Raw genomic sequence first — 16,003 nt, 5'->3', positions numbered from 1 at the left:
AACGACCGCTCCATTCTGGCACGACCCGGCGAATCATCATCCCTGCGGCGGGGCGCCCACGCCCCGGTGGCGGTCGGGCGTGGCCTGCATGCGGAAGTGCAGCTCGCCACCGGCGAGGATCTGCGCGTGATGCAGGAAAGGTGCGGCCAGCGGCTTGCCGTTGAGCGTGACCTCACCGACGTAAGGGTGCGCGTCATCCAGCGGCGCCGCGCTGACGGTGAAGCCCTTGCCGTCGGTCAGGTGCAGCGTGGCGCGCCCGACGAATGGCCGTCCGATCGCGTAGACGTCGCTGGCCGGCGTCACCGGGTAGAAGCCCAGCGCGGTGAACACGTACCAGGCCGACATCTGGCCCAGGTCGTCGTTGCCGGAGAGCCCGTCCGGGCGCGCGGCGTACTGGCTGTCCATGATCTGCTTCAGGCGCTCCTGCGTCTTCCACGGCGCGCCGGCGTAGTCGTACAGATAGGCGATGTGGTGGCTGGGCTCGTTGCCGTGGGCATACCAGCCGATCAGGCCGGTGATGTCCTCGACGTGCTTGAAGTGCGCCGGGTCGACCTTCGCGTCGAACAACGCGTCCAGTTTCGCCACGAACTTCGCGGCGCCGCCCATCGCCTCGATCAGGCCCGGCACGTCCTGCGGCACATACCACGAATACTGCCAGGCGTTGCCTTCGGTGAAGTCGCTGCCGTAGCCGGCGGCCGTGGGATCGAACGGTTCGCGGAACTTGCCGTCGGCGAGCCGCGCGCGCATGAAGCCGGTCTGAGGGTTCCACGCGTTCTTCCAGTTGCCGGCGCGCTTGCCGAAGGTGGCGGCAAGGTCGGTCTTGCCCATCGCCTTCGCCATCTGCGCCAGCGACCAGTCGTCGTAGGCGTATTCGAGCGTCTTGGAAGCGCCCTCGGGCTCCTTGTCGATCGGCACGTAGCCGAGCTTCATGTAGTCGGCGAGATCTCCGTAGGGCGCGTAGGTGGCGCTGGCGACCATGGCCTGCAACGCCTTGTCGGCATCGAAGCCGCGCACGCCCTTGATGTAGGCATCGGCGATCACCGGCACGGCGTGGTAGCCGATCATGCACCAGGTCTCCAGGCCCTGGTAGGCCCACACCGGCAGGATGCCGAACGGGCTGGCCTCGCGCGCGGCGATCAGCGAGCGGATGAAGTCGGTGCTGCGTTCGGGATTGAGCAGCACCATCAGCGGCTGCTGCGCGCGGTAGACGTCCCACAGCGACCAGGTCGAGTAGAACTCGTAGCCGTCCGCCTTGTGCACGGCGTGGTCGGGACCGCGATATTCGCCGTTGACGTCCATGCTCAGCGTGGGCGAAAGCATGGCGTGGTACAGCGCGGTGTAGAACTGCCTGCGCACGGTCGCCGGCGCGTCGACGTCGACCACCGCCAGCGCCCGGTCCCACGCGGCCTTCGCCTGCGCGCGGCGGGCGTCGAAATCCCAGCCCTTGCCGTCGGCATCGAGGTTGGCCACCGCGTTGGCGGCGCTGACCGGCGAGATCGCCACCTTCACCTCCAGCGGCTGCTTCAGCGCACCGAAGTCGAACACGCCGACCAGCGCGCGGCCGTTCTGCGCGTCGTGATCGAGCGGCTGGTTGCCGGGGCCCTTGAAGCCCTTGTAGAGGATGTCGTTCTCGCGGTCATACAGCGTGCGCGAGGTCATCGGCTGGTTGAAGCGCAGGGCGAAGCACAGCTCACGTCCCGGCGCCCAGCCGCGGGTGGTGCGGCAGCCGCTGACGGTGCCGTCGTCGGCCACCTGCAGCTTCGACCACAGCACCTTGCCGGGGTAGTCGTAGATGCTCGGGCGCAGGTCGAGCAGCAGGTGTGCCGGCTTGTCCTTCGGGAAGGTGTAGCGGTGCCAGCCCACGCGGCGCCCGGCGGTGAGTTCGGCGCGGATGCCGTAGTCGCTCAGCGTCACCGCGTAATAGCCGGCCTGCACCACCTCACTGGCGTGCGAGAAGCGCGAGCGGTAGCCGCTGCCCGGTTGGGCGGGATCGCCCGGTTCGAGTTTCACCTCGCCGGCGATCGGCATCACCAGCACGTCGCCCAGGTCCGAATGGCCGGAGCCGGAGAAGTGCGTGTGCGAGAAACCCATGATGCTGCTGTCGTCGTACCGGTAGCCGGCGGCCCACTTGTAGGCGTGCTTGAAGTCCGGCATCGCGGTATCGGGCGAGAGCTGGATCATGCCGAACGGCACGGTCGCGCCGGGGAAGGTGTGGCCGTCGCCGCCGGTGCCGATGCGCGGATCGACATCGCCCGCGTGGCCGCCCGCGGCCATCAGCGGGGAACAGGCGGCACAGGCCAGCAGGGCGAGCATCAGCGTGGTGCGACGGGTCATGGCAATCTCGGGGGAGGCGGGCAAGCGGGCAAAGTAACATCCCGCGAAGACATGTTGCAGCGCGTGACCGGTGCGAGCGTGGAAACGGTTACATTGGCGCGGTTGCCCGCCCGTCGGGCGACACGCACCCGACTGTCTCCTGCACCGGAATCGCCATGGCCCATGCCGCTACGCCCCTTCCCGTCCGCTCCGCGCCGGATCACGGCGCCCCCCGGGAGCCCTACACCAGCAGCTGGCTGGCGCTGGGCGTGCTCACCACGATCTTCTTCATGTGGGGCTTCCTGACCTGCCTCAACGACATCCTGATCCCGCACCTGAAGTCGATCTTCCAGCTCAACTACGCCCAGGCGATCCTGGTGCAGTTCACCTTTTTCGGCGCGTATTTCCTGATGGGCATGCCGGCCGGGCGCATGGTCGCGGCACTCGGCTACAAGAAGGGCATCGTGGCCGGGCTGGCGATCGCCGGCATCGGCGCGCTGGGCTTCTGGCCGGCCGCGGCGCTGCATCTTTACTCCGCCTTTCTCGGCGCGCTGTTCGTGCTGGCCACCGGCATCACCGTGCTGCAGGTGGCCGCCAATCCGTACGTGGCCCTGCTCGGCCCGGAGAAGACCAGCTCCAGCCGCCTGACCCTGGCGCAGGCGCTGAACTCGCTGGGCACCACGCTGGCGCCGCTGTTCGGCGGCCTGCTGATCCTCTCCAACGTGGTCAAGAGCCCGGACGAACTCGCCGCGCTGGAACCGGCGCAACGCCTGCTCTACGACACCCAGCAGGCGCAGGCGGTGCAGTTCCCGTACATCGGGCTGGCGGTGGTGCTGTTCCTGCTGGCGCTGTTCGTGTGGATGTTCCGGCTGCCGGCCCTGACCGAGTCCACCGACAAGGACGACCACGCCCGCCACGGCTTCGCCGACGTGCTGCGCCATCCGCACGTGCTGTTCGGCGTGCTGGGCATCTTCTTCTACGTCGGCGCCGAGGTGTCGATCGGCAGCTTCATGGTCAACTACCTGTCGATGCCCGACATCGGCCACATGAGCGAGCAGGAGGCGGCGAAGTACGTCTCGTGGTACTGGGGCGGCGCCATGCTCGGCCGCTTCGTCGGCTCGGCCTTGATGGCCCGGATCTCGCCGCGCAAGTTGCTGGCCGCGTTCGCCGCGATCAACGCGCTGCTGGTGCTGACCACCATGCTGAGCACCGGCACCACGGCGATGTACAGCATCATCGCGATCGGCCTGTTCAACTCGATCATGTTCCCGACCATCTTCGCGCTCGGCATCGAGCGGCTGGGGCCGATGACCAGCAAGGCGTCGAGCCTGCTGATCATGGCCATCGTCGGCGGCGCGGTCATTCCGCAACTGCAGGGCGTGCTGGCCGATCACATCGGCCTGCAGCACGCGTTCGTGCTGCCGCTGCTGTGCTACCTGTACATCGTGTTCTACGGCGTCAGCGGCTCGAAGATCCGCAGCAGTGTCGACTGAGCTCGCTCCACCCCGCCCGATCCTCTGCTTCGGCGAGGCGCTGATCGACCTGCATGCCAGCGGCCTCGACGCGCACGGTTTCGCCGCGAGCTTCGTTCCGTTCGCCGGTGGCGCGCCGGCGAACGTGGCGGTGGCGGTGGCGCGCCTGGGCGGCAACGCGCGCTTTGCCGGCATGCTGTCCACCGACCGCTTCGGCGATTTCCTGCTGGCCGACCTGCAACGCGCCGGCGTGGGCACCGCGGACGTGCTGCGCACGGCCGACGCGCCCACCGCACTCGCGCTGGTCACGCTGGATGCGGCGGGCGAGCGCAGCTTCATCTTCCACCGCGAGCGCACCGCCGACCTGCAATTCCGTGCCGTCGATTTCCGCGCCGGCGCGTTCGACGACGTGGCCGTGTTCCACGTGTGCTCCAACTGCCTGACCGAGCCGGCCATTGCCGACGCCACCCGTGAAGGCATGCAGCGCGCGCACGGCGCCGGCGCGCTGGTCAGCATGGATCTCAACCTGCGCCCGGCACTGTGGCCGGCCGGCGTCGATCCGCTGCCGCGGGTGTGGCCCGCGCTGCACCTGGCCGACGTGGTGAAACTCTCGGCCGAGGAATTCGCCTGGCTCGCGCAGGATGGCGAGGAGGCAGCGCTGGACCGCCTGTGGCGCGGCCGCGCCCGGCTGCTGGTGGTCACCGACGGCGCGCGGCCCATGCGCTGGTTCCATCCCGATGCCGAAGGGGAATTGCCAGGCTACGCGGTGACGGTGGTCGACAGCACCGCCGCGGGCGACGCCTTCGTCGGCGGCCTGCTGTGCCGCCTGGCCGAACTCGATGCCACGTCCGACCGGCTCGACCACCTGGTGAGCCAGTTGCCGCGCCTGCACGCGATGCTGCGCTTCGCCGCCGCCTGCGGCGCGCTCACGGTCACCCGCCAGGGCTCGTTCGCCGCGATGCCCAGTGGCGCCGAGGTGCTCGACTTCATGGAGAAGCAGGCATGACTGCCGCACCCGATTTCCGCTCGCCTGACTTCCTGCGCAGCCACATCGCGCAGACGATGGCGTTCTACCATCCGCGCGCGATCGATCCGGAAGGCGGCTTCTTCCACTACTTCAAGGACGACGGCACGATCTACGACCGCAGTCATCGCCACCTGGTCAGCAGCACGCGCTTCGTCTTCAACTACGCGATGGCATGGCTGGCCTTCGGCAACCCCGAATACCTGGAGGCCACGCGGCACGGCCTGCGCTACCTGCGCGAGGTCCATCGCAACCCCGCCAACGGCGGTTACCACTGGACCATCCGCGACGGCCGGCCGGAGGACAGTTCCAACCAGGCCTACGGCGTCGCCTTCGTCTTGCTGGCCTATGCCACCGCGCTGAAGGCCGGCATCGAGGAGGCCCGCGGCTGGATGGACGAGACCTGGGATCTGCTCGAGCAGCGCTACTGGGAGGCCGACGCGCGGCTGTATCGCGACGAAGCCGATGCCGACTGGCATTTCAGCAACTACCGCGGCCAGAACGCCAACATGCACATGTGCGAGGCGATGATCGCCGCGTACCAGGCCACCCACGAACCGCGCTACCTCGACCGCGCGTTCACCCTCGCCGACCGCATGACCCGCGACCAGGCCGCCAAGGCCGATGGCCTGGTATGGGAACACTACGATCGCCACTGGAACATCGACCGCGAATTCAACCGCGACGACCCGAAGAACCTGTTCAAGCCGTGGGGCTTCCAGCCCGGCCACCAGACCGAATGGGCCAAGCTGCTGCTGATCATGGAGCCGCTGCTGGCTGCGCGCGGCACGCCGCAGGACTGGCTGCTGCCGCGCGCGAAGGAACTGTTCGACCGCGCCCTGGCCCACGCCTGGGACGACGAACACGGTGGCATCTGCTACGGCTTCGCGCCGGATGGCAGCATCTGCGACGACGAAAAATATTTCTGGGTGCAGGCCGAGTCGCTGGCCGCCGCCGCCCTGCTGCACGCGCGTACCGGCGAGGCCGTCTATGACGACTGGTACAGGCGCCTGTGGACCTACGCGTGGGAGCATTTCGTGGATCACCGGCATGGCGCCTGGTACCGCATCCTCACCCCCGACAACCGCAAGATCAGCGACGAGAAAAGCCCGGCCGGCAAGACCGATTACCACACGATGGGCGCCTGCCACGAACTGCTGGCGCTGCATCGTCGCAGCGAACACACCACGTCCCCTCCCCAAGGCAGCGCATGAACAAATTCACCTGCACCCTCGCCGCGACGCTCGCCGCCCTGCTGGCACTGCCTGCCTTCGCCGCCGACACCGCCGCGCCTGCCGCCTACGACCCGCTGCAGACCTTCGCCCCGTTTACCTATCCGCAAGCGGCCAACGCCATGCGCGATGCCAGCGGCAAGCCCGGCCCGGCGTTCTGGCAGAACCGCGCCGACTACCGCATCGAGGCGACGCTGGATCCGTCGACGCGCAAGCTCAGCGGCAGCGAAGTGATCAGCTACACCAACCACAGCCCCGACACGCTGGACGTGCTGTGGCTGCAGATCGAACAGAACCGCTACCGCAAGGACGCCCGCGGCGCGTTCGGCGGCGGCAAGTTCCCCACCGAATTCACCAGCGGCGAGCACATCCGCTCGGTCGAGGTGGAAGACGCCGGCGGCCGCAAGCAGAAGGCGCACTGGGTCGTCAGCGACACCCGCATGCAGGTCACCCTGCCCACCGCACTGAAAGGCCACGGCGGCCAGCTCAAGCTGCACATCGCCTGGGATTACACCGTGCCCGGCGAGTTCGGCGGGCGCACCGACGTCAACGCGAACAGGCAAGGCGACATCTTCGAGATGGCGCAGTGGTATCCGCGCATGGCCGTCTACGACGACCTGCGCGGCTGGGACACCCAGCCCTACCTCAACAGCGAGTTCTACCTCGAATACGGCGACTTCGACTATCGCGTAACCGTGCCCTCGGACATGCTGGTGGTCGGCTCGGGCGAACTGCTCAACCCGCAGGACGTGCTGACCGCCACCGAGCGCAAGCGCCTCGACCAGGCCCGCCACAGCGACGCCACCGTGATGATCCGCAGCGCCGCCGAAGTCGACGACCCGGCCAGCCGCCCGAAGCGCGGCGGCACGCTGACCTGGCACTTCGCGATGAAGAACACCCGCGACGTGGCCTTCGGCGCGTCCAGGGCGTACATCTGGGACGCCGCGCGCATCAACCTGCCCGACGGCAAGACCGCGTTGGCGATGTCGGCCTACCCGGTGGAAAGCGCCGGCGACAAGGCCTGGGGCGTGGCCACGCAGAACCTGAAGAAATCGGTCGAGTTCTTCTCGCGCACCTACTACCCGTATCCGTACCCCGTCGCCATCAACGAAGCCGGCACCGCCGGCGGCATGGAATATCCGGGCATCACCTTCGACCACAAGAAGGCCGCCGGCGCCGGCCTGCGCATGCTGATCGCGCACGAAATCGGCCACACCTGGTTCCCGATGGTGGTGGGCAGCAACGAGCGGCGCGATGCGTGGATGGACGAAGGCTTCAACACCTTCGTCGACGTGTACGAGGCCGAGGCCTTCGACGGCGGCAAGTACGCGCCCAAGCGCGACAGCGAATACGCCCCCGGCAAGGGCACCCCGGCCGAGCAGATCGCCGCCATCCTGAAGGACCCCGACGCGCCGCCGCCGATGGCCCTGGCCGATGCGATCCCGGAGAGATACCGCCACCCGATCACCTACTTCAAGGCCGCCTTCGGCCTGGTGCTGCTGCGCGAGCAGATCATCGGCCCGGAACGCTTCGACCCCGCCTTCCGTCGCTACATCGCCACCTGGTCCTACAAACACCCCAGTCCGTCCGACTTCTTCCGCTTCATGGAAAGCGACACCGGCGAAGACCTGGGCTGGTTCTGGCGCGGCTGGTACGAGCACAACTGGCAGTTCGACATGGCCGTGCAGAACGCCGCCTACACCGACGGCGACTACCACAAGGGCGTCGACATCACGGTGGCCAACCTCGACCAACTGGTGCTGCCCGCCACGCTGCGACTCGTCTACGACGACGGCAGCAAGCAGGACGTGCGCGTGCCCTGGGAAACCTGGATGCAGCACCGCAGTTATACGATCCACGTCGACGGCACACGCAAGCTGAAATCAGCCACGCTCGACCCGGCGCTGGCGCTGCCTGACAGCGATCGCGCCAACAACAGTTTCGCGATGCCGTGAGCGGAACCTTGGTGTCGGGGACAGCTTCCCTCTGGCAGCTGGCCATGAATTGTCCCTGGCCGTGAATTGTCCCTGACACCTTTTTTCGACACCTTTTTTCGTTCCGACACCTTTTTTCGTTCGGTTGCCGCTTTTTTGCGCGCTGGACGGATGATAGGCTGCGAGGGGGTTTTTCTACAGCTACGTTAGGCACCACAACAGAGATTCCGCATGAGCGAGATACCCAAAGCAATTTCAACAGGCGTAGATGGAACGCAGAGTCAAGGATCTGCGCTTGTTCCGACAGCAATCGCACCACCAATGCAAGTTGCAACAGTTCCAGATGCGATAGATGGACTTCTCGCGACTCACTCCCGCAACCTGGGAGGCGATGTGGCCGCAAGACTTTTGGCAGCCTCAATGAGGGATACAAGCAATCAGCTTGCCGCTGCCCACCAGACGATTTCCGAAAGAAATGCAGAGGCCAGATCGACCGCTGAGACAATGACATCATTGCGGATTGAAATTGCACAACTCAAAGAGAGGCTCAGTCAAGCTCATAGCTCATCGCGCACAAAAAGTATCTGCACATTCGTCGGTACCGCGCTCCTTGGGGTAGCCATCGACCTCTTCAAAAATAATCTGACCAACGCGGCTGTTTTGATCGGACTGCTCGCGGCCGGACTTCTGCTCTTCGTTGTAATTCCAGCGCGGGGGGCATCGCCGGAATGAGCACTTTCACTATTGAGGAACTCCAACTCTTTGGCGTGTATGACCATGGAATTCCAAATCTTGAACGCATCGTAATCCGCGTATTGCAAGAAGTTAACCTTGGTGACTACGGACTGATGCTAGGAATCAGAGGGCATAACGGCTCTGCTATTCCAATCCGTGACAATATGCTTTGGTTTGGCCACGGAAGCGTGCAGCCCGGCGATTGGCTGTTTATCTATACCGCTATTGGAGAGACAAAGGTTACCGATGTTCCAAACACTGGTGAGCGCATTATTTCTCTGCACTGGGCGCGCCCTATAACGGTGTTCAACGGCCCGGAGTTCCTTCCAATCCTGTTCCGCTTTGACGGAATACAGCTCCCACCCGCGCCACCCGCATTACCTGGGCCTCAAGCAAGTGGTGCCTAACAATTCCGTAGGAGACTTCCCATCAACCCGAGCGCATGAAGCTTTTGCCCTGCAACAATGGTGCAACAATGGTGTTGCAACCCTGGTGTCAGGGACAGTTTTCCCTCTGGCAGCTAACCTAGGCGCGCGCGGTTGATCCCGCAGCTCGCCCACTACGAGGGCGGCGCCGGCAGGAAGATCAGCGGCTGGGACTGATCACGAAAGGTCGCCGCGGGCGTGGGTCGATGGCAAAGCGTCGGTCGATAGTTCAGACCAGACTGTCCCGCGTGCGCCCATGCCCGCCGTGCTTTTGCGGCACGGCGCCGTACGGATCGGCCCTGGCGGCGATCGTCGCGACGAGATCGGCGTCGATGGCCAGGCGCTGGTCGGCAAGCTCCGCCACGCTGGCCCGGTGCGACACCACGACGAGGATCGTCTGCGGCAGCCGGCGTTTCATGGCGGCAAGCACGTGGATTTCTGACGCCGCATCGAGCGCGCTGGTCGCCTCGTCGAGCACGGCCAGGAAGGGCTGGCGCAGGATCACCTGGGCCAGCAGCAGCCGCTGCAGTTCGCCGCCGGAGAGCCGGCTCGATGCGTCGTGCAGCGCGGTGTCCAGCCCTTGCGGCGAAGCGGCCAGTCGCGGGCCGAGGCCGACGTCCCGCAGCGCGGCTTGCATCGCCGCGTCATCGGCCTCGGGCGCGGCCCAGCGCAGGCATTCGCGCACCGAGTGCTGCCACGGCCGCACGCTCTGGCTGACATAGGCGCCATGCCGCACGAGTTCCCGGTATTCGCCGAAGTCGATGGCGCGTCCATCCACGCGCGCGGCAAAAGCGCCGGGCATGCCCATGCCGGCCAGCACGTCGACCAGACTGCTCTTGCCGATGCCGGAGTCGCCGCAGACCAGGGTCAGTTCACCCGGCCGCAGACTCAGCTGACGGACGTCGATGCCGGCAAGCGGCGGCGCCAGCTGCATCCGCTCGACGTGCAGCGCGCTCCGGCCCCACGGCGTGGCCGGCGACGGCGCCGACGGCGCACGCACCGCGTCCAGGTTCATGTAGCGCTGCCACAGCGCGAAGGCCGGCACGGCCGAGCGCAATTGCTGGAAGCACTGCCGCGTCGATACCAGGTAGGGCAACAGACGCCCGAGCAGCAGGCACACCGCGATCAGCGACGACTGGTCGACGCCGTGCCAGCGCCAGGCGAGCACGAAGACGGCGGCGATCACGACCGCCGCCAGCAGTTCGAGCACCAGCCGGCCGGCCGCCACCAGCTCCAGCTGGCGCCGGTAGCCATGGCCCAGCGCCGCGGAAATGGCGCCGTAACTCTCCTTCTCCGCATCCGCGCGCTCGAACGAACGGATGTGGCGCAGGCGCCGCGGAAAATCCTCGCTCAGCCAGAACAGCCGCGTCATGTCGGCGACATAGCGACGGCCGACCTGCGACTGTTCGCGGCCGAAGCTGCGCGACGCGACCAGCGCGAAACCGACCAGCAGGGGTGCCGCCAGCATCAGCGGCGGCGACACCCAGAACGCGAAGGCCAGGCTGACCACCGTGGTGACCCCGGCGACCAGCAACTGCAGCAGCGCGGCGAAGCCCTGGGTGAGGAACTCGACGTTGTAGGTCAGGACGTTCGCGATTTCGGCGGAGGTCGAGTCGGCCAGCGAGGCGAGCGGCGCATCCACCAGCCGCGCGTGCACCAGACGCCGCCGGGCCACGCCATAACGGCTGGTCAGCCGCGCACCGAGCCACGCGACCAGCCAGCGCAGCACGGCGAAAACCGCGGTGGCCGCCGCAAACGCGGTGGCCCGCCTCTCGACGCCACCACCGGCGTCGAACATGCCGCCCGCCAGTTGCAGGGGATGCCCCGGCTGCACCAGCGGCACCAGCAGCACCGCGGCGAGACTGCCGGCCAGTGCCGCCGCCAGCGACAGCACGACATAGGCGACGATCTCCGCGACGTCATCCGCCGTGAGCGTGCGGGCGAGCGAACGCAGCAGGTCGAGCGTGCGGCCGGGCGCCGAGGGTTCGTCAGGCATCGCTGCTGATCCGGGTGGATGGCCCGCGAGCGCGCCGCGGTGCGGAGACGCTCCGTCACGATCGACGGCAGCGCCTCGTCACCGCGGGCGACCGCGATGGCGGTGAGTGCCCTCCGGCACGCACACGGTTGCATCGTCACCCGGTCAGGTCGGCGCGCACGTCATTACCTGCGCGCCGGGGTTCCGCTTACGGCGCCTTGCCAGCGTGCAGTTTCTGCACGATGGCCAGTGCCTCTTTCACGTGCTCGTCGGGGCGCAGATGATCGGCCTCCGAGGAAAGCGTGGCGACGATCTTGCCGTCGCCGGCGATGACGAAGGTCGTGCGCGGGATGAAGGCGTGGTCGATGGCCATGCCACGCACGTCCTTCATGCCCGGGCGTGCCTTCATCGCCTCCAGGCCGTAGGAAAGCGCGACCTTGACCTCGGCATCCGACGCGACCGGGAACTTGCCGGCGCAGTAGTCCGGGTCGGCCGAGAACACGTCGAGCCGGTCGATGCTGTCGGCCGACACGCCGATGATGGTCGCACCGGCGGCATCGAACTTGTCCCGGTTGACCGCAAACGTGTGCGCTTCGAGGTCGCAGCCGCTGGTATAGGCCGAGGGATAGAAATACACCACCACCGGCCCCTTCTTCAGCGCGTCGGCCAGCGAGAAGGTGAACTGCTTGCCGGCCTGGCTGGCCTGGGCGGTGAAGGTCGGCGCGATGGTGCCGGGGGCGAGCGCGGCGGCGGTCGCCGTCGCCGAAGCCAGCGCGAACAGCGCGGCCACTGCCATCGATCCCGCGAAATGCATCTTCATGGTCGTAGTCCTCGTGAGGGGTTCGTGGTCTGCCGGAGGTGGAACGTGAGCCCGGGGAAACCCCAGCTTACTCGCCGCCGCGTCGGCGGTCGGTGGCGCAAGGCGGTCACCCGTCGCCCAGCAATCGGCGCAACGCCGCCACGCCATCCCGCGGATGGTCGGTGCGGCGCAGCTCATGCACGCCCAGCGCCGCCATCTTCTGTTCGAAGCGGGCCCAGCCCGGCTGCCCGGACGCATACGGCTGGGTGGCGGCCAATCGCGCGGCGACCTCCGCCGCCGGCACGGCACGCAGCACCGCGGCGCGGTCGGCGGCAGGCTCGCCGCAAACCAGCACGGCACCGACCAGCTGCAGCGGAGCCGTGGCGAGCCGGCCGGGCCCGAGCCGCAGGTCGGCCTCGAACTTCTGCACCCCGCTGCGGCGGCAGATGACCGGCGCCTCGCCGATCCAGCGCCGGGCGCCGGCGTCCTCGACGAAGCGCAGTGCATCGGCCTGCACGTGCAGGTAGTTGGCCACGCCGGTGGCGAGCATGTCTTGCGGCGCCACGAACACCGCGTCCTCGGCGAGAAAATCCAGACCCTGCAGCAAGGCCTGCAGGGCCAGCGTCGACTTGCCCGAGCCGCTGGCTCCCAGCAGCAAAATGCCCCGGCCCTGCCACCCCACGCAGGCACCGTGCAGCGGAACCAGTCCCTGCCCGCGCGTGGCCAACGTGAAAACGGCGAACTCGATGAGTTCGTAGCGAAGATGGTAGGGCCGCTCCAGCATGTCGACGGATGCCGCCACCAGGGCACGCTGCTGCGCGGGCGCCAGCACGACGTAGTTCGACGCGTCCATCACGCCGCAGATCACCCCCGCGCCCGACTGCATCTGCACCGGCGGCGGCTCGCCCGCGGGCGGCGAAGCCCGCGGCGGCGACAGGCGCAACTCGATGCGGAACTCGGGTATCGCCATCGACACGCGGTGCCGCGGCAGGCCGCCATAAGCGGCCTCGACCAGATGCAGCAGTGCCTCGCTGGCGCTGCCGAAACAGAAACGCCCGCCGAGTATCCGCCGGCGCACGACACGGCGACCGACCGATCGCTCGCCGAACGGGTCGGCGCCGGCATCAGCGCCATGGAAAGTCGATGCCATCGCCATCGAACGAGTTGCCCGGCGCGGGGGGAGTTGCACGGTGCGGCGAATCCGATGGCGGTGGTCTGCTGCTGAGTGCGCAGTCGCCGCGGAAAGGTTGCACGCCAACCAGCTTCGCCCCGCAGGGCAACCGAAGCCGCACGCCGCGGCACTCACCTGCCGGCAGCATCGACGACGGGGCCGGTTCCTCCGCCGTCGATGCTGAATTCCGCGGCGACGTTCGAGGCCCTTTCGCGATGCTGAAGATCCAGGTCGGTCACTCCTATTTCCTGAGGTACGACCCCAAGCAATGGGAACGCGGCAAGCCCTATCCCCCGCTCGCCACGATCCAGATTGCCGCACTCCTCCGGCAGATGGGTCACCAGGTCACGCTGTTCGACGCGATGCTCGCCGATGGCGTCGAGGATTACGAAGGCGCCGTGCGTGCCGCGCAACCGGACGTCGTGGTTCTCTACGAGGACAACTTCAATTACCTGACCAAGATGTGCCTGGGCCGCATGCGCGAGGCGGCGTGCCGGATGATCGCCCAGGCGCGTGCGCGCGGGGCCCGCGTGATCGTCGCCGGTTCCGACGCCTCCGACCAGCCGGACCCGTTTCTCGACGCCGGCGCGGACGCCGTGTTGATGGGCGAAGGGATTGCGGCGCTGCTCGAACTGACCGGGCGGCTGGCGCGCGACCCGGCCATCGACGACCGCCCCTGGCTCGACGGCGTCGCCGGCATCGCGACGCGGGTGGACGGCACGACCCAGGCGCGACGCATGGGCGCGATGCCGCCGGATCCCCGGCTGATCGGCCACCCCGCCTGGGACCTGGTGGACGTCGAACGCTACCGGAACCTGTGGCACGAGCGGCACGGCTACTTCAGCCTCAACATGGCCGCGTCGCGCGGCTGCCCGTTCCGCTGCAACTGGTGCGCCAAGCCGATCTGGGGCAACCACTACAAGCAGCGCAGCGCCGACGACGTGGCGGCGGAAATGATCCACCTGAAGCAGGCGTTCAAACCCGACCACATCTGGATGGCGGACGACATCTTCGGCTTCCATGTCGACTGGGTCGCGCAGTTCGGGGCTCGCCTTCGCGCCGCCGGCGGATCGGTTCCGTTCACCATCCAGACCCGTGCCGACCTGATGAGCGAGCGCATGACCGACGCGCTTGAACAGGCCGGCTGCGCGGAGGCGTGGCTGGGCGCGGAAAGCGGCAGCCAACGCGTGCTGGACAGCATGTCCAAGGGCACCCGGGTCGCCGACCTGATTGCGGCGCGGGTGCGGCTGGGCCAGCGTGGCATCCGCGTGGGCTTCTTCATCCAGCTCGGTTATCTGGGCGAGCAGCTGGACGACTTGCTGGCCACCCGCGAGCTGGTGGCACAGGCCGCGCCCGACGACATCGGCGTGAGCGTCTCCTATCCGCTGCCGGGAACCAGGTTCTACGACAAGGTCAAGGCCCAGCTTGGCGACAAGACGCATTGGCGGGACAGCGGCGACCTGGCCATGATGTTCCACGGCGCCTACGACTCGGATTTCTACCGCAGCGTACGCGACCTGCTGCACGAGCAGGTCACGCTGCAGCAATTGAAGGCAATCGACTCGCTGGAGCATCACCGGCAGGCGAGCGCGGCACTGGACGCCAAATGGGACGCGCTGGTCGCGTCCGAACGGGCGCATCGTTGCGACGACGCCACGCCCTCGCCGTCCCAGGCCCCGCGAATCGACATCCGGCTGCTGCCCCATGCTGCCACCGCTCAACGTCGTTAGGGCCGGCCTGCGCCGCACCACCGAGACGCTTGCCGCAGAGCTGGCGCGGCCCGGCGGCGCCACGCCGCCGTGGAGCGATCTCGAATGGCAGCTGGCCGCCGCCGCCGCTGCCGTGCACGGCGTGTCGCCACTGCTGTGCAGTCTCTCCGCGTGGCGGCACCCGCCATGGCAGGCGTTCCTGGCAGAGCAGCGCGCGCATGTCGAGCATCGCCATCGGCGCATCGAGACGCTGCTGCAGGGCATCGATGTCGGCGCCCGTGCCAGCGGCATCGCCATCGTCGCGCTGAAGGGTTGCGCCCTGCACGCGCTGGGCATCTACGCGGCCGGCGAGCGGCCGATGGCCGACATCGACCTGCTGGTTCGCGAAGACGATGTCGCGCCGGCGATCGGGCTGCTGCAGGAACTCGGCTACGTGGAGTCGTTCGCCGCGTGGAAGCACCGGGTGTTCAAGCCGGCGACCGGCGCGCCCTTTGCCGGCCTGGGCGAGCACCGCGACACGCCGGTCAACATCGAGCTGCACACGCGCATCCAGGAGCGGCTGCCGGTCACTGCGGTCGACATCACCGTGCGCATCCGTCCGCCGCAGCCGCAACCCGGGCTGAACCCCTACCCGTCGCCCGGCGCGCTGATGAACCACCTGCTGCTGCACGCCGCGGGCAATCTCTGCAACCGCAGCCTGCGCCTGCTCCATCTGCACGACATCGCGCTGCTGTCGGCGCGCCTGTCCGCGCGCGACTGGGACGTGCTGTGGGACGAGCACGCCGACGCGCCCTGGTATGCGCTGCCGCCGCTGCTGCTGGCTGCGCGCTACTACGGCGATGTGGTTCCGCCAGATGCGCTTGCGCGACTCGCCGTCGACTGCCATCCGCTGTTGCGGATGGTCTCGCGCCGCCAGACGCTGACCCGCGTTTCCTCTTCGGAGCTGTGGCTGCATGCGCTTCACGGCATGGAGTGGTCGCGCTCCCTCGGCGAACTCGCGCGCTGCCTCCGCCAACGGATCAGGCCCACGCCGGAAGCCAGCCGCGAACGGGCCGACATGGTGCGCACGCAGCTGTGGCTGCAGCAGGGCCCGGCCTGGGCCGGCCTGTCGCAGCGGCGGCGCATCCTCGCCTGGCTCACCCGGCCGGTGCCGCGGATGGACACCATGTTCGCGGTGCGCGCGGCGCTGGAACCACCGCTCCACGCACCGTAGC

General features: G+C 67.9%; 12 protein-coding genes. 8 read left to right on the top strand and 4 right to left on the bottom strand.

Annotated features, from left to right (window positions below; genetic code table 11):
- Positions 1 to 36: 36 nt before the first annotated feature.
- Entirely contained in the window at positions 37 to 2,334 is a 2,298-nt protein-coding gene (locus ACVCMB_RS16150) for a GH92 family glycosyl hydrolase (protein ID WP_447105696.1), read from the bottom strand.
- 155 nt (positions 2,335 to 2,489) lie between these two features.
- On the opposite strand from ACVCMB_RS16150, the gene fucP reads away from it, so the two are divergent.
- The 6 genes from fucP to ACVCMB_RS16120 all read left to right on the top strand — a co-directional run bounded on the left by fucP (position 2,490) and on the right by ACVCMB_RS16120 (position 9,117).
- A complete protein-coding gene (gene fucP, locus ACVCMB_RS16145; RefSeq protein WP_136259663.1) occupies positions 2,490 to 3,806 on the top strand; it encodes an L-fucose:H+ symporter permease in 1,317 nt (438 codons plus the stop codon).
- Positions 3,796 to 4,791, top strand: a complete 996-nt coding sequence (locus tag ACVCMB_RS16140) for a carbohydrate kinase family protein (RefSeq protein WP_447105695.1) — start codon at positions 3,796 to 3,798, stop codon at positions 4,789 to 4,791. Before fucP ends, ACVCMB_RS16140 begins: the two co-directional genes overlap by 11 nt.
- A complete protein-coding gene (locus ACVCMB_RS16135) occupies positions 4,788 to 6,023 on the top strand; it encodes an AGE family epimerase/isomerase (RefSeq protein WP_447105694.1) in 1,236 nt (411 codons plus the stop codon). Before ACVCMB_RS16140 ends, ACVCMB_RS16135 begins: the two co-directional genes overlap by 4 nt.
- The gene (locus ACVCMB_RS16130; RefSeq protein WP_447105693.1) at positions 6,020 to 7,996 is read left to right on the top strand and encodes a M1 family metallopeptidase; all 1,977 of its coding nucleotides are present in this window, start codon (positions 6,020 to 6,022) and stop codon (positions 7,994 to 7,996) included. The genes ACVCMB_RS16135 and ACVCMB_RS16130 overlap by 4 nt, the downstream gene beginning before the upstream one ends.
- Positions 7,997 to 8,206: 210 nt before the next feature.
- On the top strand, positions 8,207 to 8,707 hold the full coding sequence (locus tag ACVCMB_RS16125) for a hypothetical protein (RefSeq protein WP_447105692.1): 501 nt from the start codon (positions 8,207 to 8,209) through the stop codon (positions 8,705 to 8,707).
- Complete coding sequence (locus ACVCMB_RS16120) at positions 8,704 to 9,117, top strand: hypothetical protein (RefSeq protein WP_447105691.1); 414 nt, start codon at positions 8,704 to 8,706, stop codon at positions 9,115 to 9,117. Before ACVCMB_RS16125 ends, ACVCMB_RS16120 begins: the two co-directional genes overlap by 4 nt.
- A 247-nt stretch (positions 9,118 to 9,364) precedes the next feature.
- On the opposite strand, the gene ACVCMB_RS16115 is transcribed toward ACVCMB_RS16120, so the two are convergent.
- The 3 genes from ACVCMB_RS16115 to ACVCMB_RS16105 all read right to left on the bottom strand — a co-directional run bounded on the left by ACVCMB_RS16115 (position 9,365) and on the right by ACVCMB_RS16105 (position 13,059).
- Complete coding sequence (locus tag ACVCMB_RS16115) at positions 9,365 to 11,131, bottom strand: ATP-binding cassette domain-containing protein (protein ID WP_447105690.1); 1,767 nt, start codon at positions 11,129 to 11,131, stop codon at positions 9,365 to 9,367.
- A 187-nt stretch (positions 11,132 to 11,318) separates the two neighbouring features.
- Complete coding sequence (locus tag ACVCMB_RS16110; protein ID WP_447100842.1) at positions 11,319 to 11,930, bottom strand: peroxiredoxin; 612 nt, start codon at positions 11,928 to 11,930, stop codon at positions 11,319 to 11,321.
- Positions 11,931 to 12,036: 106 nt separating this feature from the next.
- Positions 12,037 to 13,059, bottom strand: coding sequence for a serine kinase (locus ACVCMB_RS16105; RefSeq protein WP_447105689.1), 1,023 nt, complete (start codon positions 13,057 to 13,059; stop codon positions 12,037 to 12,039).
- 236 nt (positions 13,060 to 13,295) lie between these two features.
- On the opposite strand from ACVCMB_RS16105, the gene ACVCMB_RS16100 reads away from it, so the two are divergent.
- Positions 13,296 to 14,810 (top strand): B12-binding domain-containing radical SAM protein, encoded by a 1,515-nt coding sequence (locus ACVCMB_RS16100; RefSeq protein WP_447105688.1) that lies wholly within the window; start codon positions 13,296 to 13,298, stop codon positions 14,808 to 14,810.
- Positions 14,785 to 16,002: a nucleotidyltransferase family protein gene (locus tag ACVCMB_RS16095; protein ID WP_447105687.1), complete on the top strand. Its 1,218-nt coding sequence runs from the start codon at positions 14,785 to 14,787 to the stop codon at positions 16,000 to 16,002. The genes ACVCMB_RS16100 and ACVCMB_RS16095 overlap by 26 nt, the downstream gene beginning before the upstream one ends.
- The last annotated feature ends 1 nt before the right edge of the window (position 16,003 follow it).

The sequence above is a fragment of the Rhodanobacter sp. UC4443_H10 genome (genome assembly GCF_052978325.1).
Note: the sequence above shows the minus strand (reverse complement) of the source record. Positions and strands in the feature narration are given on the sequence as shown.

What these genes read in the sequence shown, in the direction of transcription:
- ACVCMB_RS16110 (WP_447100842.1), bottom strand. Translation starts at nt 11,930, where the DNA reads ATGAAGATGCATTTCGCGGGATCGATGGCAGTGGCCGCGCTGTTCGCG.
- fucP (WP_136259663.1), top strand. Translation starts at nt 2,490, where the DNA reads ATGGCCCATGCCGCTACGCCCCTTCCCGTCCGCTCCGCGCCGGATCAC.
- ACVCMB_RS16120 (WP_447105691.1), top strand. Translation starts at nt 8,704, where the DNA reads ATGAGCACTTTCACTATTGAGGAACTCCAACTCTTTGGCGTGTATGAC.
- ACVCMB_RS16115 (WP_447105690.1), bottom strand. Translation starts at nt 11,131, where the DNA reads ATGCCTGACGAACCCTCGGCGCCCGGCCGCACGCTCGACCTGCTGCGT.
- ACVCMB_RS16135 (WP_447105694.1), top strand. Translation starts at nt 4,788, where the DNA reads ATGACTGCCGCACCCGATTTCCGCTCGCCTGACTTCCTGCGCAGCCAC.
- ACVCMB_RS16100 (WP_447105688.1), top strand. Translation starts at nt 13,296, where the DNA reads ATGCTGAAGATCCAGGTCGGTCACTCCTATTTCCTGAGGTACGACCCC.
- ACVCMB_RS16095 (WP_447105687.1), top strand. Translation starts at nt 14,785, where the DNA reads ATGCTGCCACCGCTCAACGTCGTTAGGGCCGGCCTGCGCCGCACCACC.
- ACVCMB_RS16130 (WP_447105693.1), top strand. Translation starts at nt 6,020, where the DNA reads ATGAACAAATTCACCTGCACCCTCGCCGCGACGCTCGCCGCCCTGCTG.
- ACVCMB_RS16125 (WP_447105692.1), top strand. Translation starts at nt 8,207, where the DNA reads ATGAGCGAGATACCCAAAGCAATTTCAACAGGCGTAGATGGAACGCAG.
- ACVCMB_RS16105 (WP_447105689.1), bottom strand. Translation starts at nt 13,059, where the DNA reads ATGGCATCGACTTTCCATGGCGCTGATGCCGGCGCCGACCCGTTCGGC.
- ACVCMB_RS16150 (WP_447105696.1), bottom strand. Translation starts at nt 2,334, where the DNA reads ATGACCCGTCGCACCACGCTGATGCTCGCCCTGCTGGCCTGTGCCGCC.